The sequence below is a fragment of the Amycolatopsis sp. NPDC058986 genome (assembly GCF_042741125.1).
Taxonomy (GTDB): domain Bacteria; phylum Actinomycetota; class Actinomycetes; order Mycobacteriales; family Pseudonocardiaceae; genus Amycolatopsis.
In genome coordinates, this window is sequence record NZ_JBHYJW010000035.1 from 1 (window position 1) to 22814 (window position 22814).

Annotated in this window: 22 protein-coding genes; 17 read left to right on the plus strand and 5 right to left on the minus strand. The window is 67.9% G+C overall.

Annotated elements, in window-relative coordinates; all coding sequences use genetic code 11:
• On the minus strand, positions 1 to 892 hold an 892-nt coding region (locus ACFW0G_RS27590; protein ID WP_378328312.1), incomplete at its 3' end, for a S1 family peptidase.
• A 270-nt stretch (positions 893 to 1162) separates the two neighbouring features.
• On the minus strand, positions 1163 to 1885 hold the full coding sequence (locus ACFW0G_RS27595; RefSeq protein ID WP_378328313.1) for a dienelactone hydrolase family protein: 723 nt from the start codon (positions 1883 to 1885) through the stop codon (positions 1163 to 1165).
• Between the two features lie 220 nt (positions 1886 to 2105).
• Between ACFW0G_RS27595 and ACFW0G_RS27600 the strand changes: the two genes are divergently transcribed.
• The gene (locus ACFW0G_RS27600) at positions 2106 to 2486 is read left to right on the plus strand and encodes a peptidase inhibitor family I36 protein (RefSeq protein ID WP_378328314.1); all 381 of its coding nucleotides are present in this window, start codon (positions 2106 to 2108) and stop codon (positions 2484 to 2486) included.
• A gap of 26 nt (positions 2487 to 2512) precedes the next feature.
• On the opposite strand, the gene ACFW0G_RS27605 is transcribed toward ACFW0G_RS27600, so the two are convergent.
• Positions 2513 to 3184 (minus strand): MFS transporter, encoded by a 672-nt coding sequence (locus tag ACFW0G_RS27605; RefSeq protein WP_378328315.1) that lies wholly within the window; start codon positions 3182 to 3184, stop codon positions 2513 to 2515.
• Positions 3185 to 3265: 81 nt separating this feature from the next.
• Positions 3266 to 3634 (minus strand): MerR family transcriptional regulator, encoded by a 369-nt coding sequence (locus ACFW0G_RS27610; protein ID WP_378328316.1) that lies wholly within the window; start codon positions 3632 to 3634, stop codon positions 3266 to 3268.
• A 121-nt stretch (positions 3635 to 3755) separates the two neighbouring features.
• Between ACFW0G_RS27610 and ACFW0G_RS27615 the strand changes: the two genes are divergently transcribed.
• Positions 3756 to 4076, plus strand: coding sequence for a DMT family transporter (locus tag ACFW0G_RS27615; protein ID WP_378328317.1), 321 nt, complete (start codon positions 3756 to 3758; stop codon positions 4074 to 4076).
• Positions 4077 to 4129: 53 nt separating this feature from the next.
• The gene (locus tag ACFW0G_RS27620; RefSeq protein ID WP_378328318.1) at positions 4130 to 4510 is read left to right on the plus strand and encodes a DMT family transporter; all 381 of its coding nucleotides are present in this window, start codon (positions 4130 to 4132) and stop codon (positions 4508 to 4510) included.
• A gap of 173 nt (positions 4511 to 4683) precedes the next feature.
• Here ACFW0G_RS27620 and ACFW0G_RS27625 read toward each other — a convergent pair whose 3' ends face one another.
• Positions 4684 to 5418: a hypothetical protein gene (locus ACFW0G_RS27625; protein WP_378328319.1), complete on the minus strand. Its 735-nt coding sequence runs from the start codon at positions 5416 to 5418 to the stop codon at positions 4684 to 4686.
• Positions 5419 to 5998: 580 nt separating this feature from the next.
• On the opposite strand from ACFW0G_RS27625, the gene ACFW0G_RS27630 reads away from it, so the two are divergent.
• From ACFW0G_RS27630 to ACFW0G_RS27695, 14 genes are all read left to right on the plus strand, one after another.
• The gene (locus tag ACFW0G_RS27630; protein ID WP_378328406.1) at positions 5999 to 7192 is read left to right on the plus strand and encodes an MFS transporter; all 1194 of its coding nucleotides are present in this window, start codon (positions 5999 to 6001) and stop codon (positions 7190 to 7192) included.
• A gap of 542 nt (positions 7193 to 7734) precedes the next feature.
• Entirely contained in the window at positions 7735 to 9129 is a 1395-nt protein-coding gene (locus ACFW0G_RS27635) for an alanine racemase (protein WP_378328320.1), read from the plus strand.
• A 29-nt stretch (positions 9130 to 9158) separates the two neighbouring features.
• Complete coding sequence (locus ACFW0G_RS27640) at positions 9159 to 10136, plus strand: ornithine cyclodeaminase (RefSeq protein ID WP_378328321.1); 978 nt, start codon at positions 9159 to 9161, stop codon at positions 10134 to 10136.
• Positions 10137 to 10167: 31 nt separating this feature from the next.
• Positions 10168 to 11310: a histidinol-phosphate transaminase gene (gene hisC / locus ACFW0G_RS27645; protein WP_378328322.1), complete on the plus strand. Its 1143-nt coding sequence runs from the start codon at positions 10168 to 10170 to the stop codon at positions 11308 to 11310.
• Entirely contained in the window at positions 11307 to 12410 is a 1104-nt protein-coding gene (locus tag ACFW0G_RS27650) for a PLP-dependent cysteine synthase family protein (RefSeq protein ID WP_378328323.1), read from the plus strand. Before hisC ends, ACFW0G_RS27650 begins: the two co-directional genes overlap by 4 nt.
• 112 nt (positions 12411 to 12522) lie before the next feature.
• Positions 12523 to 14235 carry an ABC transporter ATP-binding protein gene (locus ACFW0G_RS27655; RefSeq protein WP_378328324.1) on the plus strand — a complete coding sequence of 571 codons (1713 nt, stop codon included), beginning with the start codon at positions 12523 to 12525 and terminating at the stop codon, positions 14233 to 14235.
• A complete protein-coding gene (locus ACFW0G_RS27660; RefSeq protein ID WP_378328325.1) occupies positions 14232 to 16070 on the plus strand; it encodes an ABC transporter ATP-binding protein in 1839 nt (612 codons plus the stop codon). Before ACFW0G_RS27655 ends, ACFW0G_RS27660 begins: the two co-directional genes overlap by 4 nt.
• Before the next feature lie 58 nt (positions 16071 to 16128).
• The gene (locus tag ACFW0G_RS27665) at positions 16129 to 16893 is read left to right on the plus strand and encodes a class I SAM-dependent methyltransferase (protein WP_378328326.1); all 765 of its coding nucleotides are present in this window, start codon (positions 16129 to 16131) and stop codon (positions 16891 to 16893) included.
• A 55-nt stretch (positions 16894 to 16948) separates the two neighbouring features.
• On the plus strand, positions 16949 to 17929 hold the full coding sequence (locus tag ACFW0G_RS27670) for an ABC transporter substrate-binding protein (protein WP_378328327.1): 981 nt from the start codon (positions 16949 to 16951) through the stop codon (positions 17927 to 17929).
• Between the two features lie 68 nt (positions 17930 to 17997).
• Complete coding sequence (locus ACFW0G_RS27675) at positions 17998 to 18999, plus strand: FecCD family ABC transporter permease (protein WP_378328328.1); 1002 nt, start codon at positions 17998 to 18000, stop codon at positions 18997 to 18999.
• The gene (locus ACFW0G_RS27680; protein ID WP_378328329.1) at positions 18996 to 19751 is read left to right on the plus strand and encodes an ABC transporter ATP-binding protein; all 756 of its coding nucleotides are present in this window, start codon (positions 18996 to 18998) and stop codon (positions 19749 to 19751) included. The genes ACFW0G_RS27675 and ACFW0G_RS27680 overlap by 4 nt, the downstream gene beginning before the upstream one ends.
• 109 nt (positions 19752 to 19860) lie before the next feature.
• Positions 19861 to 20847 carry an ABC transporter substrate-binding protein gene (locus tag ACFW0G_RS27685; protein ID WP_378328330.1) on the plus strand — a complete coding sequence of 329 codons (987 nt, stop codon included), beginning with the start codon at positions 19861 to 19863 and terminating at the stop codon, positions 20845 to 20847.
• A gap of 13 nt (positions 20848 to 20860) precedes the next feature.
• The gene (locus ACFW0G_RS27690) at positions 20861 to 21958 is read left to right on the plus strand and encodes a FecCD family ABC transporter permease (protein WP_378328331.1); all 1098 of its coding nucleotides are present in this window, start codon (positions 20861 to 20863) and stop codon (positions 21956 to 21958) included.
• Positions 21958 to 22770: an ABC transporter ATP-binding protein gene (locus ACFW0G_RS27695; RefSeq protein WP_378328332.1), complete on the plus strand. Its 813-nt coding sequence runs from the start codon at positions 21958 to 21960 to the stop codon at positions 22768 to 22770. The genes ACFW0G_RS27690 and ACFW0G_RS27695 overlap by 1 nt, the downstream gene beginning before the upstream one ends.
• Positions 22771 to 22814 lie beyond the last annotated feature (44 nt).

Sequence of the window (22814 nt, forward strand, 5' to 3'; positions counted from 1 at the left end):
AGTCACCGTGGTCGGTGTGCGCGGTGGTGCCGAACTCGTGGTTGAGCACGCCGACGTCGAAGTTCACCGACTGGTCGACCGAGGTGACCTCGCCGCTGCCACCGCCGGTGGTCGACCCCTGTTTCTGCATTTGCTCGCCGACGGTCGGCTCCCCGGCGCTGGTGATGGGCTGACCGGTGTTGACCTCGCCGGGGCCGGTGCCGTTGGGGCGGGTCAGCAGTCCGGAGTCGGCCCCGGGGCAGTCGCTTTCCACGATCTGGGCGCCGGAGACGTCGCCGCCGCTCCAGGTGCCGCCGAGGTTGGTGCAGTGCCCGGCGGTGAGCAGATAGGGCGAGCCGCCCCGGGTGACGTTGAAGCCGAGCGAGCAGCGGTTCGTGCCGTTCTGGATCGCGTCGCCACCGGCGATGTACAGCTCGAGCTTGCCGGTCCTGTGCTCGACGCGGACGCTGTCGCCGTACTGGGCCGCCGCCGCGCGCACAGTGTCCGAAGTGGACTGTGACGCCGCGGAGTAGATCGTGACGACGACCTGGTTGGCACGGGTGTCGATACCCCAGGCGGTCTGCGGGACGCCGCGGATCCGGTCGAGCGAGTTCTTGACGCCGGTCAACGCCGCGAAACTGTGCTTGACCTTCTTGGCCGTCAGCCCTGCCGCCTCGACTCTGTGCGCGGAGGCGTCGTCGAGGACGTTGATCACCGCCTTGCCGTGCTCGAGGTAGTAACCGCCGGAGGCCGTGCCCAAGGTCTGCGCGACCTGCGAGGCGTGACGGACCGATGTCTGCTGCGGCTGGGCGAGGTTCGTCGGATGCGCGGCTGCCGGTTGTGCGCAGACACCGCCGATCAGGGCGGCGGTGGACACCGCGGCCAGCAGGGTGAGGGATTTCCGGGTCGACACGAGTTGCTCCTCTTCGCCAGGTGAGGCGCTGATGTGACGAGGAAACTGTCGGTTCGGCAAGCACTGACCACCAGCGACTAAAGTCGGTGATCAATTTGACGACACCGGCGAAAACGCCCGAATAGGCATTTCGGCGCATGAAACGACGCGTCGGCGAATACCTATTAGTCAAACCCGGTAGGGGAAGAACATCCTCGGTCGCCGAGCGAAACATCCTCGGTACCCGCTTCCCCGGCGTGCCCGGCGGGGAAGCGGGCGACCGGTTCGCGCTCAGGCGAGGACTTCGTCGAAGAGGTCGAGCATCGCTCGCCAGGATCGTTTCGCCGACGCTTCGTGGTAGACGATTCCCGGCATCGGCGCGTTGGCCGGATCGGCGTCCGGGTTCGTGAAGCTGTGCTGGGCACCGCCGTAGAGATTCATGCGCCAGTCCACCCGGCCCGCTCGCATCTCCTCCTCGAACGCGACGCGCTGGTCGAGCGGGATGATCGGGTCGTCCGCCCCCATGCAGATCAGCACGCTTCCGGTGATGTTCGCGGCATCCCCTGGCGTCGGTGTGCTCAGGCTGGCGTGGAAGCCGACGACGGCTTTCAGGTCCTTGCCGGCCCGGGCGAGTTCCAGCGCCACCGCGCCGCCGAAGCAGTAGCCGATCGCCGCGACCTTCGCCGGATCCGTCCGCGGTTCGGCCAGGAGCACGTCGAGCCCGGCCGCGCCGCGCGCCCGGGTCAGCGCCTGATCGCTCTGGATTTCGGTGAAGTGCCGGAGCATTTCGTCCCGGTCGGTGAGGAGCCGTCCGCCGCCGTAGTAGTCCAGCGCGAACGCGACGTAGCCGAGTTCGGCCAGCCGCTCGGCGTTCGCCCGCTGGCGATCGCTGAGGCCGTTGCCCTCGTGCGCGATCAGGACAGCGGGCCGTTGGTCCGTGCCGTCGGGCAGTGCGAGCCGTCCCACCATCGTGACTTCGCCGACGATGTATTCGATGTCCTTCGTGGTCACCATGACCCGAACGTAGCGAACCCCGCGGTCCCCGGGCACCCGATTCGCCCCTGACGGTCAGCCGTTCCGAGCCGATCGCGATCAGGTGACCCACGGGCCGGTGAAGCCGCCCGTTTCCGCTGTCGGGCACGGGTCGAGTCGAGCAGCCTTGGCGTGGGGCCTCGATCCTCAGAAGAGCTTCCCCTGGCGCGGTCGTGACCGCGGACACGAAAGGAAACGGCGAATGACTCCGAGACAAGCCACGGCCTCCGCAGCGGTTCTCGCACTCGTCGGCGCATCAGTACTCACGGGAACGGCCGGAGCCGCGACAACCGCGGAGTGTCCCATCGGCGCCTTCTGTGTGTGGACGAACGCCAACTTCACCGGGCACCGGTTCGTGTTCCGGGGAGACGACCCCGAGTGGGAGGACGGCCTCGCCAGGAACGATTCCTCCTGGGTCAACCACGCGGACTCCAAGCCGGGTGTGGCAGACCACGTCAAGGTGTTCGACGGGGAGAACCGCACCGGTCACGTCACCATCTGCCTTGCCCCCGGCCAGAAGGTCTCCACCGACAAGGCAGCCAACGACCGGGGACGTTCCCACGCGTTCACCAAGCACTGCTGACCACCGGGCCGCGGTCCGCTGTCGCGTCAGGCGGGCGGCGGACCCTGCGGCGGGTACGGCACACCGTGGGGCATCGGCGGGGCCGGTGGCTTCGCCGACATCAGCGTGACGATGCCGGTGACCGCGGCGGCGACGAGCGCGACGAACACGAACAGCGCGGCTATCAGGTACACGATGCGGAAGCTGAGGGCGTCGGAGATCAGTCCGCCGAGGAACGGCGCGATCACCAGGGCGAGAACACCGAGGCCCGCTGTCACCCCGGCCGCGGCGGCGCGACCGGTGCGGAGCCGCCGGATCAGCGCGGCGGTCACGCCGAGGGCCGCACCCGCGCCGAGTCCGTTGAGCACCCGCCCGACCAGGAGCAGTCCGCTGTCCGGGACGAAGGCGACCAGCAGTACGCCGAGGAGCATCAGGCAGATCGCGGGCACGGTCACCGAGGTCGGGAAGCGCGCGCCGAGCAGCAGACCCGCGGGGAAGGCGAGCACGGCCGCGACGAGGTAAGCGACGAGGCCGATCAGGAGCAGCGACTGACTGGACATCCCCAGATCGGCCTGCAGCGCCGAAACGCCGTCGAAGCGGTAGATCACGGTGAGCAGGAACAGGCCGATGAGCGCGGCGAGCCCGGGTCCGATGACCAGCCACCAGGGTGGTCCTCCGGCCGGGCGTGGGTCGTTCCGCATGGGCGGCGTCACGTACATGCGCACACCGTATAGCGTCCGGCGATGCGGAGAGGCCACATCGCTGAGAAGCCGTCTCCTAGGGAAACCTCATCGCGGCGGTCATGGGTTTCGGACGCGCGCGTCCGGAAGAGCGACGTCGCTTCGTAGTGCCCGCAGGGTTTCCAGCTCGCGCTCGATGTCGCGGCGCTTGGCCTCCAGACGGTCGACCTCCTGGGCGAGCAGCCGCTCCATGACTCCCGTGCGTTCCTCGGGCGGCGCCTCCAGACACGGCAGCAGCTCGTTGATGGTGCCGCTGCCCAGGCCGGCGGCGAAGAGGTGCTGGATCATCACGACGCGCTCGATCATCGCGGTGTCGAAGTCCCGCCACCCGCCGACGGTGCGCTGGGACCTGATCAGCCCCTGCTGCTCGTAGTACCGCAGCGAGCGGGTGCTGACACCACTGGCCTCCGCCAGCTCACCGATCCGCATGAAGTCCTCCTGCTCCTGTCTCGCGGGCTCCCGTTCTTGCACTTGACACCGGTGTCAGGTTCCACGATCGACAGGCCGGCGCCCACCGGGGGTGCCCTGGCGAATCGATCAGAGGACCATCATGCACTGGCTCTACCTCGGCATCGCCGTCATCTTCGAGATCACCGTAGCCGTCGCCGCCGGCAAGGCCCAAGGCTTCACCCGCCCCGTCTGGACCGTGGCGACGCTGGTCAGCGGTGGCGTCGCCACCTACTTCCTCAGCCTCGCGCTGCTCACCTTCCAGGTCGGTGCCGGCTACGCCATCTGGACCTCCATCGCCGGCGTCGGGATCGTCGTCCTCGGCGCGCTCCTCTTCGGCCAGCGCCTCGGCTGGCGCAAGCTGCTGGGCATCGCCGTCGTCATCGCCGGGGTCATCGGCCTCCAGCTCAGTGGAGCGGCCTGAACCCCGCGGCAGTCCGGACAGGCCAACGACATCACCACGAAAAGGAAGCAGACATGAACAACTCCACGACCCGCACCGGCACCCGTGCGCGAGCATGGCTCGTCCTCCTGCTCGCCGGCGTCTTCGAGGTGGGCTACGCACTTTCCGTCGGCGGCAGTCACGGCTTCACGGTGGTGCCGTGGTCTCTCGTCGCCGTCGTCTTCTTCCTGCTGACGCTGTTCGCTCTCAGCGTCGCACTCCGTACCATCGACGTCGGCATCGGCTATGCCGTCTGGGCCGGCATCGGTGCCGTGGGAGCGGCCGTACTGGGGCCGGTGTTCTTCGACGAGAGCCTCACCCCGGCGAAGGCCTTGTGGCTGACCGTGATCATCGCCGGCGTCATCTGGCTGAAGCTCGCCGACCGGCCCCAGCGCGCCGAACCGAGCGCGGCGTAGCGGGCCAGTGTGCATTCGGCATCAGCAGCTCTCAACAGAATGTGGGGCAGCCGAGGCGCGTTACGTCCACTGTAGACAGACGGCGGGCGTGGCCCGAAGGGAAAGCGTGGCACGGGCCGGTGTCGTGCCCACCCTTTGCGGCACGACACCGGCTGTTCGGAGAAACCTGTCTGTCAGGGGATTACGCGGTTGCGCAGGTTGCTCGGGTAGGGGCCTTCGCCATGGATACGCAGTTCGTTGGCGACGTCGAAGGTGTAGAAGGGGTGCGAAGTGAAGTAGCCGTTGAGGTCGGTGATGGTGCTCATGAAGCAGATACCGTCGGCGCCGCCGGCCGAACGAGGACCGTTGCACAGGCTGAGCGTCGGGTATTTGAAGCCGTCGAGCGGTCGGAGACCGGATCCGCCGGGGCCGGGAACCGGGATGTGCCCGATGAGGCCGCCCGGGTCACCGGGCCAGTTGGACTCCTGCGACTGACGACGGCCGTCCGAGAACAGGATGCCCTGCATGTTCCGCCCGGGCGGCTCGGTCTCCAGCACGGTACCCGCGACGAGCGCGCCGAGGCTGAACCCGGCGATGTACACCTTCGTGCCGAGGTCACAGTTGAACTTCACGTAGAGGTCGTGCAGAGCGGTGCGCAGGTTCGCGACGCCGGCGTCGACGTCGGCGTAAAGGTTGATGTCGGTATCCCTGTTGGGGTACGGGATGCGGACCGGATTCACGCCCGCGGGGGCGTGGTCCAGCATCTCGTGGCCCCCGTCCCGGTAACCCGGAACCACGAACATGACCGGTCCGCACGCGTTCGCCGCGCGGGCCGGGGCGGCGTTCGCGGTGGCGGTTCCTGATGTGGCGAGCAGACCACAGAGCATCAGCGCAGCCGTCGCGGCGCGCCACCTTCGCCTGAAATGCATGATTCCCCTTCGCTTTCTGCTCGTGGTGAGCAATCCGTGGACGTGCCGCACAAGGGTGATCCCGGCCGATGAAATTCTCATGAAATCGTCCCGGTCATCCGGTCCCTTGGCTGCTCACCCCTCGGCCGGCGGACCGAAACCATATCCAGAAGTCCACCTTGACCTCGCAGGCCGGTCACGACGAAAGCTTGTGGGGCGGAATAATCTTCACCTGTTTCAGTGACGTCGTTTCACGCCAAGCCGGACTGGAGTTTCGCGTTGGCGCCCGCATTTCACCGAGCGCCCGATGGGGATGCCTTACAGCGGGAACGCCGGGTTGTCCAGGGTGCCGGATACCCCAAGGGCGGTGTCGGCGCGTGTCAAGGCGACTTCGGCGGGCTCGCCGGAGACCGGGACGGCGGTGATCTCCGCCCCCGGCGGCGAGCGGGACGAGAACCACGGCGACGCCGGCGCGAACGGAAAACGGGACCTCCAAGGGCCACCTGGCCGGTCCGTCGCCTATGATGACAATGGTTTTCGTTATCAGTTCGGGAGGAATGCCGTGCCGGTCACCGTCTCACCCGCCTCCGCACGCTCCATCCTGCGGGATGGCGGGTTCGTCCGGCTGTGGACCGGCACCACCGCCTCCGGGCTCGCGACCTGGGCCTTGCCGTTCGTGCTCGGGCTCGCCGTGCTGCACGGCGACCTCGGTCCGGTCGGGCTCGGCGTCGTGCTGGCCACGCGCACGGCCGGGTTCATCGCCGCCGTCCCCGTCGCCGGCGTGCTGGCCGACCGGTATTCGCGGCGCGGGGTGGTGTTGTGGTCCGGTCTGATGGCGACGGCCGCCACACCGGTGATCGCCTTCGGCCTCGGCCGGTCGGTGGTGCTGATGGCGATCGCGGCCGTCGTGTCCGGCGCCGGCCAGGGCGCGTGCCGGCCGGCGTTCCAGGCGCTGACCGCCGAGGTGGTGGACGAGGGGCGCCGCCAGCAGGCCAACGCGGCGACGTCGCTGGCGGTCCGGGTGACCACGCTGGTGGCGCCCGGGCTGACCACGCTGCTCGGCGCGTTCCTGCCGGTGCGCGTGCTGCTGTTCGGCGTGGCCGCACTGTGGCTGATCGCCGCAGTGGTTCCGCCGCGAGGGAAAGCGCCCGGCCCGGCGCCGGCGCCCGCCCGTGCCGGATTCCTCGCCGAGTTCACCGAGGGGGTGCGGGAGGCACGCCGGCACCCGTGGTTCATCGCCGGTCTGGTCGCGCTCACCTCGATGCTGGCGTTCGGATACTCGGCGAGCATGGTGGTGCTGCCGATGGTGAGCCGTGACCGGTACGGCACCGAGGTGGTGCTCGCCGCGGCCACCACCGCGTACGCGATCGGCGCGCTGCTCGGCGCGGTGCTCATCGCGCGCTGGCGGCCGCGCGCTCAGGGGTGGGCCGCGCTCGTGAGCCTTGCCTGCTACGGGTTCGCGCCGCTGTCCCTGCTGGTGCCGGTGCACCCCGCGATGGTCGTGGCGGCGTACGTGATCGCCGGGCTCGGCGTCGAGTTGTTCAACGTGCCGTGGTTCACCGCGACGCAGCGCGAGGTGGCGCCGGACAAGCTGGCCCGGGTGTCGTCGTTGGACTTCCTGCTGTCCTACGGTCTGGCACCGGCCGGCCTCGCCCTGATCGCCCCGGCGATCGAGACCTACGGCGCCACCCCGGTGCTCGCCGTGTGCGCGGTGAGCTGCTTCGTGGTGCCGGTGGTGGCCTGCCTGGTGCCGACCACTCGCGGGTTCACCAAGAAGCCTCAGCCGGCCGATTAGTGCGACGTGCTGTCGCCGAAGAGATGCCAGCGAACGCCGAGCGGTTCCTGAAGCAGACAATCGTTGGGGTGTAACGCTTTCGCGGATGCGACCTGCGGTGAACCTGCTGCGGACGGAGTGTTTTCGACTTCTGGAAAGTCGTCGACTTGCTGGTCCAGGTAATCCTCATGGTGCGGTTAGTGCCGAAATATGACGAGTCGGCAATATGTGAATGTGACAAATGGTTGACAAGTACCAAGGGGAGCCATGGTTTTCGCGGTAGGCGCATCGCTTCCGAAGGGGAATGTTGACCGGTTACCCGTGTTTGCCTCCCTGCCGGACAGGCCTGCTGTCCAGGAGAGGGCGCTGGCGGATTCGGTGTGAACAATGTTCTGACCGACTTGCAATCCGGGGTGCGACGTCTCACTCGAACCGCTGTCTGACATCGACACGGCAAACCCGGCTCCACTGCGCTGCGTTGGGCGCCGGCGCGCGTGGGTGTCGTCAGCCTCACTCAGCTGTTGCAAATGATTATCGTTTCCATGTATAAGGATGGGGTGCTCATGCCGCGACAAGGACAAGGGTCTCTGCTGACCGGAGTCCAGCCGTTCCCGCTCACCGCCCTTCGGCATCCCGCCGTCACCACGCTCCTGGAGGATCACCGAGCCCTGCTGGCCGACCTGCTGGACGGCCTGGGGTCACCACTGCATGTCGTGCTGCCGGAAGTCTTCGAGGAGAACGTCACCGGCCTCCGGCAGGCGTTCATCGAGTCGGGCGCCGACGTCGACATCTTGTTCGCCAAGAAGGCGAACAAGGCCGACTGCTACGTCTCCTCGGCTGCCGCTCTCGGTGCCGGAATCGACGTCGCCAGCAGTGCCGAACTGGTCAAGGCTCTGGCAGGCGGGGTGCCCGGACATCGGATCGGTATTTCCGGCCCGGAGAAGGACGACACCCTGCATGCTCTCGCCGTCCAGCACAACTGTCTGGTCGCGATCGACTCGATCAGCGAGCTTCGCAGGTTGGCCGCGACAGCGCGGCTCGCGGACCGGCGGGTCCGCGTGCTGCTGCGATCCCGGACGTCCGGTCAACCGGGCAGCCGCTTCGGCATGGCCGCCGCCGAACGCGACGCGGCCGTCGGCCTGTGTATGGAACTCGCGGGCCACGTTCGATTCCAGGGATTCTCGTTTCATTTGAACGGTTACTCTCCCGGGGAGCGCGCGATGGCGGCGAACGAGATGATCGAGCACTGCCTCGACGCCCGGCGGCGGGGTGCGCGGTCGGCCGAACTGGTCGACATCGGCGGCGGGTTACCGATGCGCTATGTCGATCCGGGACTCTGGGACGAATTCCTCCGGCAGAACGAGCCTGCCCACTACCACGGGACCAAGGCCTCCAGGGGTTTCTCCTTCTACCCGTACGGAGGGCACTCTCCCGCCGAGGCGGCGCGCATGATCATGAGTCACCCGGTGGACGGTGACGAGAGCTTGTCGGCGAAGGCGGCTCGCAACGGCATCCGTTTCCTCGTCGAGCCCGGCCGGTCGCTGTTGGACCAGGCCGGATTCACCGTGTACCGCGTGCAGCAGGTCGAGGACCGGCGGGACACCGACGGGTACGCGATCGTCACCGTCGCGGGCAACAGCCTCAGTCTGAGCGAACCGTGGTTCAACACCGACTACCTCCCGGATCCTCTGCTGATCTCCGCCGAGCCCGCCGCCGACGAGGTGTTCCCGGCCTGCGTCGCGGGTTCGACCTGTCTGGAAAACGACATGGTGACCTGGCGGAAGATCGGGTTCCCCCGGCCCGTGCGGCCCGGCGACCACCTGGTCTATTTCAACACCGCCGGCTATCACATGGACTTCCTCGAATCACGGTTCCATGACACCGCGCTGCCGTTGAAAGCGGTTATCCGGCTCGGCGACGGCGGCGCATCGCCCCGTTGGCGACTGGATGGCATCTGAACCCGCTCAGAACAAAGGAGAAGTCTCGAATGTCACAGAGCTACGCCGCGTCTGGGCAGCTGTGGTTGTTGCCGCAGTCGCAGCAAGAAGGCCTGGACTTCGACTACCGGCAGGTGCTCGAAGTCGTGGAGCGGGCCTACCGCGCAGTGCGCGAAAACGGGTCGGACAGCCCGGTGAAGACGGTCATCGAGGACCCGGACGATCACTCGCTGAGCTATTCGATGGTGGCCAGGGACGCCGCCAGCGACACCGTGTGCTTCAAAGCCGTCTACGAGTTCGATCCAAGCCGCCGCCGGGACAGTTACCGGTTTCATTCGTTCATCTTCATCGCCGACGACACCACCGGGGCGCCGATCGCGCTGATGGACGTGGTGAAGCTCGGGCCGCTGCGGTCCTCGGCCACCAGCGCGTTGTTCGCTCGCGCGGCCTGTCCCGACGCCCGCAGCGCGCTGGTCGTCGGCACCGGCGTCCAGGGGCAGATGGCATTGCCGATGCTGCTCGCCGCGCTTCCGGATTTGGAGCGGCTGCAGGTGTTCGGCACCTATCCCGATGGTTTGCGCGCTGTTCAGGAGAGTGCCGGAGGCCGCGAGGTCGAGATCGTGGACGACCTCCGGAAAGCCGCGGGCGAAGCGGACATCCTGATCGGCGCCTCCGGTCTGTCCGTGACGGAGGTGGTCCAGCGCGAGTGGGTGAAACCGGGATCGATCTCCGTGCTGCTCGGCTACGGCGTGCACGACGTGTTCCACGGCGCGGACTACCGGATCGCCACCAACACCACCCAGATGCACGTCACCTGCGGCAAACTGCGGGCGGCGGACGGCAGCCTGCCCCCGGTGGACGCCGAACTGCCGGACATCCTGCTCGGCCGTGCGCAGGCCCGGCGCGATCCCGGCGACGTGGTTTTCGCCTACAACAGCGGTATGGCGGTCACCGACGCCGCGCTGGGCCGGTACATCGCCGATCTGGCGCTGGCGGCCGGGCGAGGGGAAAGGGTCGGCTTCTGGTGAGCACCTTCACCTCTGTCGCGGTGATCGTCTCGTGAACCACGTCCTCGAACCGGAGACTTCAGCGTCCTTGGTGCGCCGGGAGGTGGCGGGCCTGCCCGCCTACGATCCCGGCGCCGACCCGGACGAGGTGGCCGCCTTCAGCGGCGCCGCCCGCGTTATCAAGCTTTCCAACAACGAGAGCCCGTTCGGTGCCTCGCCCGCGGTCGCCGAAGCTGTGCGGCTGCGCCTGGCCGGCGGCGTCTCCCGCTATCCCGACCCCACCGGCAAGCGGCTGGCCGAGGCCATCGGAAAGAGCCTGGCCGTGCCTGCCGAGCGCGTGGTGCTCGGCAACGGTTCGGAGAACATCCTGGAGTTGTTGTGCCAGGCCGTACTCGACCCTGGCGACCTGGTGATCACCCAGGCGCCGGGGTTCAGCCTGCACGAGATCTTCCCGCGCATGATGGGCGCCCGGGTCGAGAAGGTCCCGGTCACCGCCGAGTTCGGGTTCGACGCGGCCGCCTGGGGTGACGCGCTGGCCGCGGGCCCGAAACTCGTTTTCCTCGCCAACCCGTGCAACCCCACCGGCGCGATGCTCGATGTCGGGGAACTGGAACGCGTTGTGGCCGACACCCCGGAGTCGGCCCTGCTGGTGCTCGACGAGGCGTACTGCGAGTTCGCCCGTCCGAACCCGGCGTACCCCGACGGGCTCGCGGTGCTGCGCGGGCAGGACCGGCCGTGGATCGTGTTGCGCACCTTTTCCAAGGCCTACGGCCTCGCGGGCATCCGGGTGGGGTTCGGTGTCGCCTCTGCCGCCGAACTGGTCAAGGCACTGGACCGGGTCCGCACTCCCTACAACGTCAACCAACTGGCACAGGACGCCGCCATCGCCGCGCTGGGGGACCACGCGTACCTGGCGGAAACGGTGCGCCGCACCGGTCTGGAACTCGCCAGGGTCACGGATCGGTTGCGCGGCAAGGGCTTCCGCGTGGCGCCGTCCTCGGCCAACTTTCTGTTCATCGATACCAGCCACCACTCCGACTGGGTGGCCCAGGAATTGCACCGCGCCGGAATCATCGTCAAGGCGTGGCGAGAGCCGGGATACGAGAACTTCATCCGAGCCTCACTGTCGACCCCCGAAGACAACGACGTCTTCGTGCGATGTCTGGCGGAGATCCGCGCGAAGGGAACGCGATGATCAAGGACAGAGTATCCGACCTGATCGGGCGGACGCCGCTGCTCAGGCTGGCGGTGGCGGAGGGGGCGGGAACCGTTCTGCTGAAGCTGGAGCAGTTCAACCCCACCGGCACCGCCAAGATCCGGATGGCCAGGAACATGGTGGACGAGGCCGAGGAGCAGGGGCTGCTCGCCCCTGGCGGGTGGCTGGTCGAGGCCACCTCCGGCAACACCGGGCTCGGCCTGGCGCTCATCGCCGCCGAACGCGGCTACAAGTTCACCGCTGTGGTGGACAACCACTCCAGTGTCGACAAGCTGCGCGGGATGCTCGCCTACGGTGCCGAGCTGCACAACATCGCCGGAGACCAGGAAGGGCTGGCCACGGCCGAACGCTACGCCGGGGCTCGCCGGTTCGCGGCCGAGCAGGGCGCGTACCTCACCGCGCAGGACTGCAATCAGGGGAATCCCAACGGCTACCGGCCGCTCGCCCTCGAGTTGTACGACGACTTGGGCGAGGACATCCATTACCTGTACGGGGCGGTCGGCACCGGTGGTTCGCTCAGCGGCACCGGCCGAGTCCTGCGGGAGCGTGTCCCGGACCTGAAGGTCATCGGTGTCGAGCCGGTGGGCTCCGTCAACTTCGGCGGGGAACAGGCGCCTTACCACCAGTCCGGTACGGGGACGCCGGAAGTCTCGGAAATCTGCGATGTTCTCGACTACGACGTGATCGACGAGGGGAGCAAGGTCAGCGATGCGGAGGCCTTCGAGACTTGTCGTTACCTGGCAAGGAACTTCGGCATTCTGATCGGCGGCTCGGCGGGCGGCGTGGTCTACAAGGCCTTGGAGCGCGCGCAGAGCGTGGGGCCCGAAACGACCATCGTCGTGCTGGTGTGCGACGGCGGCGAGCGGTACCTGGACACCGTGTTCAACGACGAGTGGATGGCGGCCAACGGTTTGTTCGACGCGCAGGTCGTCGACAGGATCGCCTCGATGCTGCGGCGCCCGCCGGTCGGCGGAATCGGAAAGGCACCTGACGAGCCCCGTTTACTCACTACTCTACCTGTCCACCCGCAAGTGGCGGGAAATGAACATTATCGTTTCGAACAAACCTCTCCACGTTAAGGCTGCAACGCTCGCCGAGAGGAACGGCGGTCGCAGCCGATGGGGTCCGTGGATTTGTTCGTAAGCGATATTTTGTGGAGGTGTGGCCGTGTGGTCGACAATGAGGTTGTTCGTGAGCTTGCGTCCGCGGGCCTGGGCAGGGATAGCCGGTCTTGTCGTGCTGACGTTGCTGGCGACGGCGACGTATGTGGGTCAGGGCTTGCTGATCGCGAATTTGTTGTTCCGGGTGTTTTCGTCGGTTGACGCCGGTGGTCTGCTGACATCTCTGGCCGCGATCGGCGTGCTGCAGCTGGCTCGGATCGCGCTGGTCGTGGTGCGCGACTGGTGGGCCCCGCGGGTATCGGCGCGGGTGAAGGAGGCGGTGCGCGAAGGGCTGACGCTGAAGCTGATGGAGATCGGGCCCGGGCAGGCGCAGCGGATGCGTACCGGTGATCTGCAGTCGACACTGGTCGACTCGGTGGAACTGCTCGACCCGCTGCTGGGGCGGTTCGTCCCTACGGTGGTGGCGTCCGTGCTGGGGTCCTGCCTCGCTTCGGTGTACGTGATCGCGGTCGATCCGGTGGTGGGCCTCGTCGTGCTCGTGTGTGCTCTGCTGGCGCCGCTGTCCAAGTTGTTCGGGGAAAAGGCGATCAGGGAACGGGGCAGCCGCTGGATGGTGTCCTACCGGGGTATGTACTCCGAGAGCCTGGACGCGGTGCAGGGAATGGGGACGCTCAAGGCGTTCAATGCCAGTGGCAGGCGCGGCCGGGAGATGGTCGAGCGTGGTGACGCGTTCTGCCGGGATTCCATCGGCCTGATGGTGGCGTGGTGCGGTACCTCGGGTATCGCGGCGTTGATGGTGCCGATCGGCACGACGGCCGCGGTGGCACTGGGTTCCTGGCACGCCGCCACGGGCGTGGTGAGTGTCGCGGGACTGTTCACGATTCTGATGCTGACCCGCGAGACCTTCCGGCCCATGCAGGAGCTGGAGGGGGCCTACCACGCGGCGTACCACGCCATCCCGGCCGGCCAGGCGATCGCCGATATCCTTCGCCTCGAAGCGGACGTGCCGGATACCGCGGCTGCGGCCCCCGCCCTGCGGCAGAACCCGCCCGGTCTGGAGTTCCGCGATCTCCGGTTCAGTTACCCGACCCGGAGCGCACCGGCGCTGGACGGGTTCGGCCTGGTGGTCGCGCCGGGTGAGCGGGTGGCCATCGTGGGCCGTTCCGGCGCGGGCAAGAGTACGTTGCTCGGGTTGCTGATGCGGTACTTCGACGCCGATGCGGGCTCCGTCCGTGTCGACGGCCGTGACATCCGCGAGTTCCCGCTGGCCGACCTGCGATCACTGGTCGGCGTCGTGGCGCAGGACACGTACCTGTTCCACGGCACGGTCCGGGAGAACCTGCTGCTCGCGAAACCCGATGCCACCGAAGAGGAGATCGCTCGCGCGGTGACCGCCGCACAGGCGGCGGACTTCATCGCCCGCCTGCCCCAAGGCTTCGAGACGGTCGTCGGTGAACGCGGCCTGAAACTGTCCGGTGGCGAGCGTCAGCGCATCGCGATCGCCCGTGCGCTGCTCAAGGACGCTCCCGTGCTCGTCCTCGACGAGCCGACCTCGAGCGTCGACGCCGCCAACGAAGCGGAGATCACGCAAGCTCTCGGCGACCTGACCCGCGGCCGGACGACGATCGTCATCGCGCACCGCCTGTCCACGGTGCGCGACGCCGACCGGATCGTGGTGATGGACTCCGGCCGGATCGTCGAGTTCGGCAGTCACCCGGATCTCGTGGCACGCAAGGGCCTCTACGCCGAACTCGTCGCGACCCAGACTGGAGCGCCGGAATGACCTCGACCCTCGACATCCACACCCACGGACATGGGCACGGCCACGGCGTCGAAGACGGCCACGGCGGCGCGCCGGTGCCACGCCGGTCACTGGTCGCCAGGCTGAGGAGCCTGATGCCCCTGCTGGGCCCGCATCGCGGGCTCATCACGGTGGCCTATCTGGCCGGTGTGCTGCACCAGCTGCTCCTGCTCGCCTCGTCCGGGATCGGCGCGTATGTGGTGGCACGGGCGGCCGCGGGCGCCTCGCCGGGCCAGCTCACCGGCTGGCTGATCGCGCTCGGCTGCCTGATCGTGCCGCTGGTCGTCCTGAACATCGCCGACAGCACCTACGCCCACGTCGCCGCCTTCCGCGCACTGGCCGACACCAGGGCCAAGGTGTTCAACGCCTTCGAACGGCTCTCGCCCGGTTACATGCTCGAACGGCGTTCCGGCGATCTCGGCTCGGCCGCCGTTTCCGACGTGGAGCAGATCGAGCTGTTCTTCGCCCACACGCTCAGCCCGCTCGCCGTCGCGTCGACCGTTCCGGTGGCCACCACGGTCGCGCTGTGCTGGTTCCACTGGTCACTCGCCTGCGTTCTGGTTCCGGTTCTGCTGCTGATCGCCTCGGTCCCGGCATGGTTGCGGCGTCAGGCCGAACGACATGGACACGAACTGCGCGACTCCCTCGGCCGGATGAGCGCCGACAGCACCGACACCTTCCAGGGCCTGCGCGAGCTGGTGAACTTCGGCGCACACGCCCAGCGGCTCGGCTTGCTGCGCAAGCAGAGCGTCCGGCTGGCCAAAGCGAAGTCCGGGCACGGACGCCGCAGCGGCATCGAGTACACCGCCACCGACACCATCGCCCTCCTGGGAATCCTCGCGGTGCTCGTCCTGGGCGCGCGGCTCGTCATCGCGGGCGAACTCGACCGCTCGCTCTTCCCTGTCGCTGTCGTGCTCGCCGGGATGGCGATGCTGCCAGTGCTGAAGGTGACCGAGGTCGCGCGCGAGTTGTCCATTGTCGCGTCGTCGGCCGACCGCATCAACACGCTGCTCGACGCGCCGGCTCCGGTCTCGGACCTGGTCAGCCAGGCGCCGGCGGGCCCGGTCGTGCCGCATGTCCGCTTCGATGCCGTGACCTTCGCCTATCGGAGCGACTTGCGGCCCGCCGTGCGCGATGTCGGTTTCGAGATCCGTCCCGGCGAAACCGTCGCGCTGGTGGGCCACTCCGGTGCGGGCAAATCGACCTGCGCCAACCTGCTGCTGCGGTTCTGGGACGTCACCGCCGGCTCGGTTTCCGTGGGCGGACACGACGTTCGCGATTTCCCCCAGGAGGATCTCCGCCGTCTCATGACGTTGGTGCCGCAGGACACCTTCCTGTTCAATACCAGCCTGCGCGACAACATCCGGCTCGGCCGTGCCGATGCCTCCGACGACGAGGTCGAGGCCGCCGCGCGGGCCGCACAGGCCCACGAGTTCATCACGACGCTGCCGGACGGATACGACACCGTCGCGGGCGAACTCGGCGCGCTCATGTCCGGCGGGCAGCGGCAACGGATCGCGATCGCGCGGGCCCTGCTGAAGGACGCGCCGATCCTCGTCATGGACGAGGCGGTGTCGAACCTCGACGCCGCCAGCGAGCAGGCGGTCACCCAGGCGATGGACGAAGCCCGGCACGGCCGCACCACCCTGGTCATCGCCCACCGGCTCTCCACCATCCGGACCGCCGACCGGATCGTCGTCATCTCCGACGGACGCGTCGCCGAAACCGGAACCCACGAGGAACTCCTCGCTCGCAACGGCGCCTACGTCGAACTACTCGCCTCACAACTCGAAGGATTCGTCGGGCAGGGTTCCTGACCGACGGCGGCGTTCCGGCCCGGCAGCACCAGAACCTCACCAGAAGAAGGAGCAGACTTTGGATTCGGTAACCGCGAACACCACCGGATTTCTTTACCGTAGCCCGGAGCTGTACGATTCGATCTATCGGTTCGACGAAACCGGCATCCGCCTGACGAGGATGACTCACGAGCTGCTGGCCCGGAACGGGAAAACGCCGCCGAGTTCAGTACTCGACCTTGGGTGTGGCACTGCCTACAAACTCGCTTACCTGAACGAAGCCGGCTATGAGTGCGCCGGCGTCGATTACCTGGAAGGGATGGTCGCCTACGCCCGTGACCAATACCCGGACATGCGATTCGAGGTGGGCGACGTTCGCGATGTCCGGGTTGGCCGGAAGTTCGATGTGATCACCTGCCTGGGGTGGGTGATCGAGAACGTGCACTCGTGTGCGGACATCGCGAGGGTGATGGAGACGTTCGCGGTCCATGCGAATCCCGGTGCGCTGCTCGTGCTCGGTACGCACAATCCTGTCGGTGACTTGTCCGCGCTGGGGGCGAAGAGCAGTTTCGCCATTGAGCGAGAGGATTTCAAGGCGACGGGCGAAGCCTCGTTCACCGTCGACCGTCGTCGGCAAATCCTTACCCGGCACCTGAACTGGTCGCTACCGGGAGGTGCCGCGGAGGAGGAAGTGACGAGTTACCGTCTCTTCTTCCCCATGGAGCTGGAGTACTATTTGACGTCGCATGGATTCGGCGACGTCGTGATGTATGACAACATCGACCTGAACCCGTCGGATCTGGAGGGTTCCATGTTGTATGTGACCGCGACCTATCAAGGGTGAAATCGGTCGTCGGGTCAGGTTCGTTGATCGTTCGCAGTTGTTTGGGGAGTCATCAATGTTGCATCGCCTGCGCCTGTGCGCCCTGGCCGGCCTCCTGGTGGTGACCGCGGGCTGTAGCGCGGGGAAACCGGACGTCACGGCCGGCGGCACCGCCGTCGAGAACTGCGGCGTGCGGGTGCGGGTGGATCAGCCGCCGCGGCGCGCCGTCGCACTCGATCAGGAGACCACCGAGACGCTCCTGGCGCTCGGCCTGCGCGACCACATCGCGGGGACCGCCGTGCGGTCGGGGCCCGTGGCGGAGGAGTACCGCGCCGAATACGCGACGATCCCGATGCTCAACCCCAAGGAGCCGACCGGAGAGCAACTCCGCGCCGCCGACCCCGACTTCGTCGCCAGTGCGTATCCCAGCCGCTTCACCCGTGAACGGGTCGGCACCCGGGACGAGTTGGCCACCCTCGGCGTACCGTCCTATGTGAGCGCGGTGGGCTGTCCGAAGTACCAGCCGGACAAAACCCCGTTCGAGCGGCTGTTCAGCGACTACGAGAACTTCGGCACGATCTTCGGCGTCCGCGAACGAGCCGCCGATCTGATCGGCAAGCAGCGCGCGGTGATCGCCGAGGCGGAGAAGGCTGGCGCGGCCCGGAGGACCAAGCCGACGGTGGCCTTCCTGTACTCCGTCTACAACGGCACGCCGCATGTGGCGGGCGGCAGCGGGATGCCCGCCAACATGAGCCGCGTCCTCGGCGTCACGAACGTCTTCGACGACGTCGACAGCAACTGGCCCGAGGTCAGCTGGGACCAGATCGCCGCCCGCAACCCGTCGATCATCGTGCTCGCCAACTTGCCCGACCGGGGCGAACAGGGTGACACCGCCGACGAGAAGGTCCAGCTGATGCGCGCCAACTCGGTGCTCTCGCAGGTGAGTGCCGTCCGCGCCGGCCGGTTCGTGACCGTCCCCGGCCCGGAACTCGACGCAACGGTGCGCAGCGTGCACGCGCTCAAGCTGATCAACGACGGTTTGGCGGCGCTGGGTTGACGACTTCGGAGAACCGTGTCCTGGCCCCGCCCCCCAAGACTGACGGAGCCGGGACACGGCGCACCGCGATGCCGACCTGGATGCTGTTCGTCATCGGCCTGGCCGCGCTGGCGCTGTCCGTCGGGATCGCCACCTGCGTGGGCGCCAACGGTGTCGGCCTGTCGGAACTGGCTCGCGCCGTCGGCACCCGCCTCGGGCTGCCGGTGGAGCCGCTGCCTCGGCTGCTCGACTCGCTGATCTGGCAGCTCCGTGTCCCCAGGGTGCTGCTGGCGGCACTGATCGGCGCGATGCTGGCCGTGTCCGGAACCGTGTTGCAGGGCCTGACCGGCAACGCACTGGCCGACCCGTACCTGCTCGGCGTGTCCAATGGTGCCTCGGTGGGCGCTGTGTCCATGACGCTGCTCGGCCTGGGCGGGAGCGCGCTCGGGTTGTCCGGCGGGGCGCTGCTGGGCGCGTTGCTGTCCTTCGGCCTGATGATGCTGTTGCTGCGCGGGGGCATGCGGACGGTCCGCATCGTGCTGACCGGCGTTGTCGTCGGCCAGCTCTTCGCCGCGCTGACCTCACTGCTCATCATGGCCTCGGCGGACGCGGAGACCACCCGCGCCATCACCTACTGGCTGCTGGGCTCGATGACCTCCGCCCGCTGGGACTCGGTCGTCGTCTGCGCGATCGCCTGCGCTGTCGGAGTGGCGGCCTGCTGGAACCGGTCCCAGGCACTGGACGCGTTCGCGTTCGGCGAGGACACCGCCGAGTCGCTCGGGATCAGCGTGCGCGCGACCCGGATCGGCACACTCGTCATGACCGCGCTGCTGACCTCGGTCGCGGTCGCCTCGGTCGGTGCCGTCGGCTTCGTCGGCCTCATCGTTCCGCACGCCGCCAGGTTCATGGTCGGCCCCCGGCACCGGGTTCTCACACCGTTCGCCGCCATCATGGGCGCGCTGTTCCTGGTGTGGACCGACGCGCTGGCCCGGGTCGCCCTGGCGCCGAGGGAGGCGCCGGTCGGCGTCATCACCGCCGTGATCGGCGTCCCGCTGTTCCTTCTCATTCTGCGCAGGCGGGGAGAGCTGTGAGAATCGATGTGGAATCCCTGAGCTGGGGCGTACCCGGCAAAAGGATTGTCGACGACGTCGCACTGAGCGTCGGCACCCGCGAAGTACTGGGCCTGGTGGGGCCGAACGGGTCCGGCAAGTCCTCGCTGCTGCGGTGTGTCGCCGGACTGCGCAGGCCCGCCCGGGGGTCCATCCGGTACGACGGTGCGGACATCTCGGACTGGGACAGCAAGCGCATCGCGCGTCGTGTGGCCTTTGTGGACCAATACACGGAGACCGAGAGCGACCTTCGCGTGGCCGACGTCGTGGATCTGGGCCGCACCCCGTTCCGCGCGAACTGGCGAAGCCGGGACCAGCGCGACGACGCTGTGGTGGAGGCGGCGCTGGACCGCATGGGCCTGACCGAACTGCGTGCCAGGCACTGGAAAACCCTCTCCGGCGGGGAGCGTCAGCGCACGCACATCGCTCGCGCGCTCGCGCAGCAGCCTTCGGCCATCCTGCTCGACGAACCCACGAACCACCTCGACATCCGGCACCAGCTCGATCTCCTGCGCCTGCTGGCCGCGGCCGACCAGACCGTGGTGATCGTTCTGCACGATCTGGCGCTGGCGGCACGGTTCTGCGACCGGCTGGTGCTGATGGACCAGGGCAGGGTCGCGGCCTCCGGTGTCCCGCTCGATGTGCTGACGCCCGCGCGCATCCGGGAGGTGTTCACCGTGGACGCGGAAGTCGGACTCGACCGCTGTGGCGACGTCCGGGTCCACTACCGATGACGTGCCCAGCCCGCCCCGGCGGAAATCCATTCGCTTCCACCGCGGTCCCTTCTGTACTCACAGGCGTCCTGCTAAGGTCTGGTTAGTGAAAACGAAAACGATTATCACTGTGCTTTTCTCCGTAACGACGCTCGCGCTCGCGGGTTGCGCCGGTGCCGGTTCTTCCGACGCGGGCAGACAGGGAACGGCGGCGGGCTACCCGTTCACCATCAAGAACTGCGGCACCGACGTGACCTACAAGGCCGCGCCGCGGCGAGTCGTCACCTTGAACCAGACCGCCGCCGAGATCCTCATCCACCTGGGGGCAGGCGACCGGATCGCCGGATCGGGGTACGAGATCTTCACGACGCCGGAGGAGATCTCCGCGCAGTACAAGAAGATCCCGATCCTGTCCGCGCACGGGCAGGAGATCAAGCACGAGAAGCTGCTGGAAGCCCAGCCGGACTTCGTTTACAGCTCGTTCGGGAGCTTTCTCACCGCGGCGCGTTCCGGCGATCGCGCGGAGCTGCACAACCTGGGCGTGCCGACCTACGTGACCGAGTTCGACTGCACCGAGCACGTCAGCGTGCCGGGCGCGGGTTTCCCGATGCTGTACGAGGAGTACCGCCGGCTGGCCAAGATCCTCGATGTGCCGGCCGCGGGGGAGAAGCTGGTGGCCGAGCAGCAGGCCGTCGTCGGCAATGCGCTCGCCGCCGTCAAGAAGCGGGACAAGCCGTTGAAGGTGATGTGGTTCTACTCCACGTACGGTGGCACTCCGTGGGCGGCGGGTCCCGGCGGTCTGCCGCAGCATGTGTCCGATCTGGTCGGAGTCGAGAACATCTTCGCCGATTTGTCGACCAAGATGGCCGAGGTGAGCTGGGACACGGTCGCCGCAAGGAATCCCGACGTCATCATCCTGGGCGACCTGACCCGCGGCGAACCCAACGACACCGCGCGGGAGAAGATCGACCTGCTCAAGAAGGACCCCCTGACCAGCAAGCTCGGTGCGGTGGCCGCCGATCGGTTCATCACCGTCCCGGGGGCTCACATGGATCCCGGCTACGGCAGCGCGTACATGGTTCCCGCGCTCGTCGAAGGCCTGAACAAGATCCGATGAACGGCTTACTGCCATGACGACGAGTTCAAAAAGGACTGTCGGGCGCGCCAAGAATCCGGGCACCGGTGGCGAGACGGCTCCGGTGCGCCCGCGGCGCGCCTCGACCGTGGCGCTCTTCTTCGTGGCCACGGCCGGGCTGCTGGTGTCGGTCGTCGCGGCGTCCCTGCTCGGGAGCGCGAACATCGGTCTCCTTGACGTCGTCTCCACGATCCTGAGGCATGTCGGCCTGGGCGGGATCGCCCCCACTCCGCCACTGCCGAAGCTGCTGGACGCCCTGATCTGGGAGTCGCGCTTTCCGCGGGTGCTGCTGGCCGCCGTCGTGGGCACGGCACTGGCGGTCTCCGGCGCGGTGCTGCAAGCGGTCACCAGGAACTCGCTGGCCGACCCTTACCTCCTGGGCGTGTCCTCCGGCGCCTCGACCGGCGCGGTGGCCGTCCTCCTGCTGGGCATCGGCGGGAGCATCTCCCTCTCGACAGGGGCCTTCCTCGGCGGCCTGGTCTCCTTCGCCGTGTTGCTGGTCCTGCTCGGCGGGGGCCGCGTCGCCAGCCCCTCCCGCGTGGTGCTCACCGGCGTGCTCGTGTCCCAGTTCTTCGCCGCGGTCACCTCGGTCATCCTCATGGTCAGCGGGGACGCGAACTCCACCCGCGGCTTCACCTACTGGCTGCTCGGCACCCTCGCGGGCGCCCGGTGGGAGGGGGTGACCGTCACCGGCGTGATCATCCTGATCGGGGTGCTTGCCATCCTGTTCTTCGCGCCCGCCCTCGACGCCTTCACGTTCGGCTGGGACTCCGCCGCCGCACTGGGGATCAATGTCACCGCGGCGCGCGTCTGGCTGATGGTGCTGACCTCGGTCATCACGGCGGCCGCCGTGGCGGCCTCGGGCGCGATCGGGTTCATCGGGTTGCTGATCCCGCACGTCGTCCGCATCCTGGCGAGCCCGATGCACCGCTCGCTGCTTCCCCTTGCCGCGATCACCGGTGCCATTTTCCTTGTCTGGGTGGACACGTTCGCGCGCACCGCGTTCTCGCCACACGAACTGCCCGCGGGCGTCATCACCGCACTGCTCGGCGCACCCGCCTTCGCACTGGTCCTGAAGCGGCTGGGGTCCTGATGGGTCGCATCACCGCCTCCGAACTCTCCTGGTCGGTCAAGGGGCATCGGCTGCTGGACAACATCGAGATGGCGGCCCACGATGGGAAGATCGTCGGGCTCCTCGGCCCCAACGGCTCAGGGAAATCCACCCTGCTGCGCCTGCTCGCCGGATTGCGCGGCCCGGACACCGGAACCGTCCGATATGACGACACCAGCCTGCGTGACCTCGGCCGCCGTGCGCTCGCCCGGCGGCTCGCCGTCGTCGAACAGGACGTGACCGCCCACAACCACGTCAGCGTCCGCCAGGTCGTGGAACTCGGCCGCACACCTTTCCGGGGACGCTTCGACGCACTGACCGACCACGACCGGCGGATCGTCGACGCGGCGCTGGAACGGGTCGACGTCGCCGACAAACAACACCGGAGCTGGCACACCCTCTCCGGAGGCGAGAAACAGCGCACCCAGCTCGCCCGCGCCCTCGCCCAGGAGCCCCGCGAAATCCTCCTCGACGAACCCACGAACCACCTCGACATCCGGCACCAGCTCGAACTCCTCGATCTGCTGGGAACGCTGGATGTCACCTGCGTCGTCGCGCTGCACGACCTCAACCTGGCCGCCCGCTACTGCGACCACGTCGTCATCCTCGATCACGGACAGGTGGTCGACGCGGGAACCCCCGGGACCGTGCTGACCGCCGAGCTGATCGAGTCGGTCTACGGCGTCAACGTGCTCATCGACCGCGAACCCACCACCGGCGCTCTCCGCGTCACCTACCTGGCTGCCGTGAGGGAAACGACTGCCAGGAAAGCGATGCAGGACGATCCGCGGTAGGTGGCGGCCGTTCGACGCCACCCACCGCGGAGGTTCGGTGCGGA

Bases quoted from the DNA above. Each gene is read 5' to 3' on its own strand.
- ACFW0G_RS27625 (WP_378328319.1), bottom strand. From the start codon at position 5,418: ATGCATTTCAGGCGAAGGTGGCGCGCCGCGACGGCTGCGCTGATGCTC.
- ACFW0G_RS27600 (WP_378328314.1), top strand. From the start codon at position 2,106: ATGACTCCGAGACAAGCCACGGCCTCCGCAGCGGTTCTCGCACTCGTC.
- ACFW0G_RS27670 (WP_378328327.1), top strand. From the start codon at position 16,949: ATGTTGCATCGCCTGCGCCTGTGCGCCCTGGCCGGCCTCCTGGTGGTG.
- ACFW0G_RS27640 (WP_378328321.1), top strand. From the start codon at position 9,159: ATGTCACAGAGCTACGCCGCGTCTGGGCAGCTGTGGTTGTTGCCGCAG.
- ACFW0G_RS27595 (WP_378328313.1), bottom strand. From the start codon at position 1,885: ATGGTGACCACGAAGGACATCGAATACATCGTCGGCGAAGTCACGATG.
- ACFW0G_RS27650 (WP_378328323.1), top strand. From the start codon at position 11,307: ATGATCAAGGACAGAGTATCCGACCTGATCGGGCGGACGCCGCTGCTC.
- ACFW0G_RS27690 (WP_378328331.1), top strand. From the start codon at position 20,861: ATGACGACGAGTTCAAAAAGGACTGTCGGGCGCGCCAAGAATCCGGGC.
- ACFW0G_RS27675 (WP_378328328.1), top strand. From the start codon at position 17,998: ATGCCGACCTGGATGCTGTTCGTCATCGGCCTGGCCGCGCTGGCGCTG.
- ACFW0G_RS27615 (WP_378328317.1), top strand. From the start codon at position 3,756: ATGCACTGGCTCTACCTCGGCATCGCCGTCATCTTCGAGATCACCGTA.
- ACFW0G_RS27635 (WP_378328320.1), top strand. From the start codon at position 7,735: ATGCCGCGACAAGGACAAGGGTCTCTGCTGACCGGAGTCCAGCCGTTC.
- ACFW0G_RS27620 (WP_378328318.1), top strand. From the start codon at position 4,130: ATGAACAACTCCACGACCCGCACCGGCACCCGTGCGCGAGCATGGCTC.
- ACFW0G_RS27605 (WP_378328315.1), bottom strand. From the start codon at position 3,184: ATGTACGTGACGCCGCCCATGCGGAACGACCCACGCCCGGCCGGAGGA.
- ACFW0G_RS27695 (WP_378328332.1), top strand. From the start codon at position 21,958: ATGGGTCGCATCACCGCCTCCGAACTCTCCTGGTCGGTCAAGGGGCAT.
- ACFW0G_RS27610 (WP_378328316.1), bottom strand. From the start codon at position 3,634: ATGCGGATCGGTGAGCTGGCGGAGGCCAGTGGTGTCAGCACCCGCTCG.
- ACFW0G_RS27660 (WP_378328325.1), top strand. From the start codon at position 14,232: ATGACCTCGACCCTCGACATCCACACCCACGGACATGGGCACGGCCAC.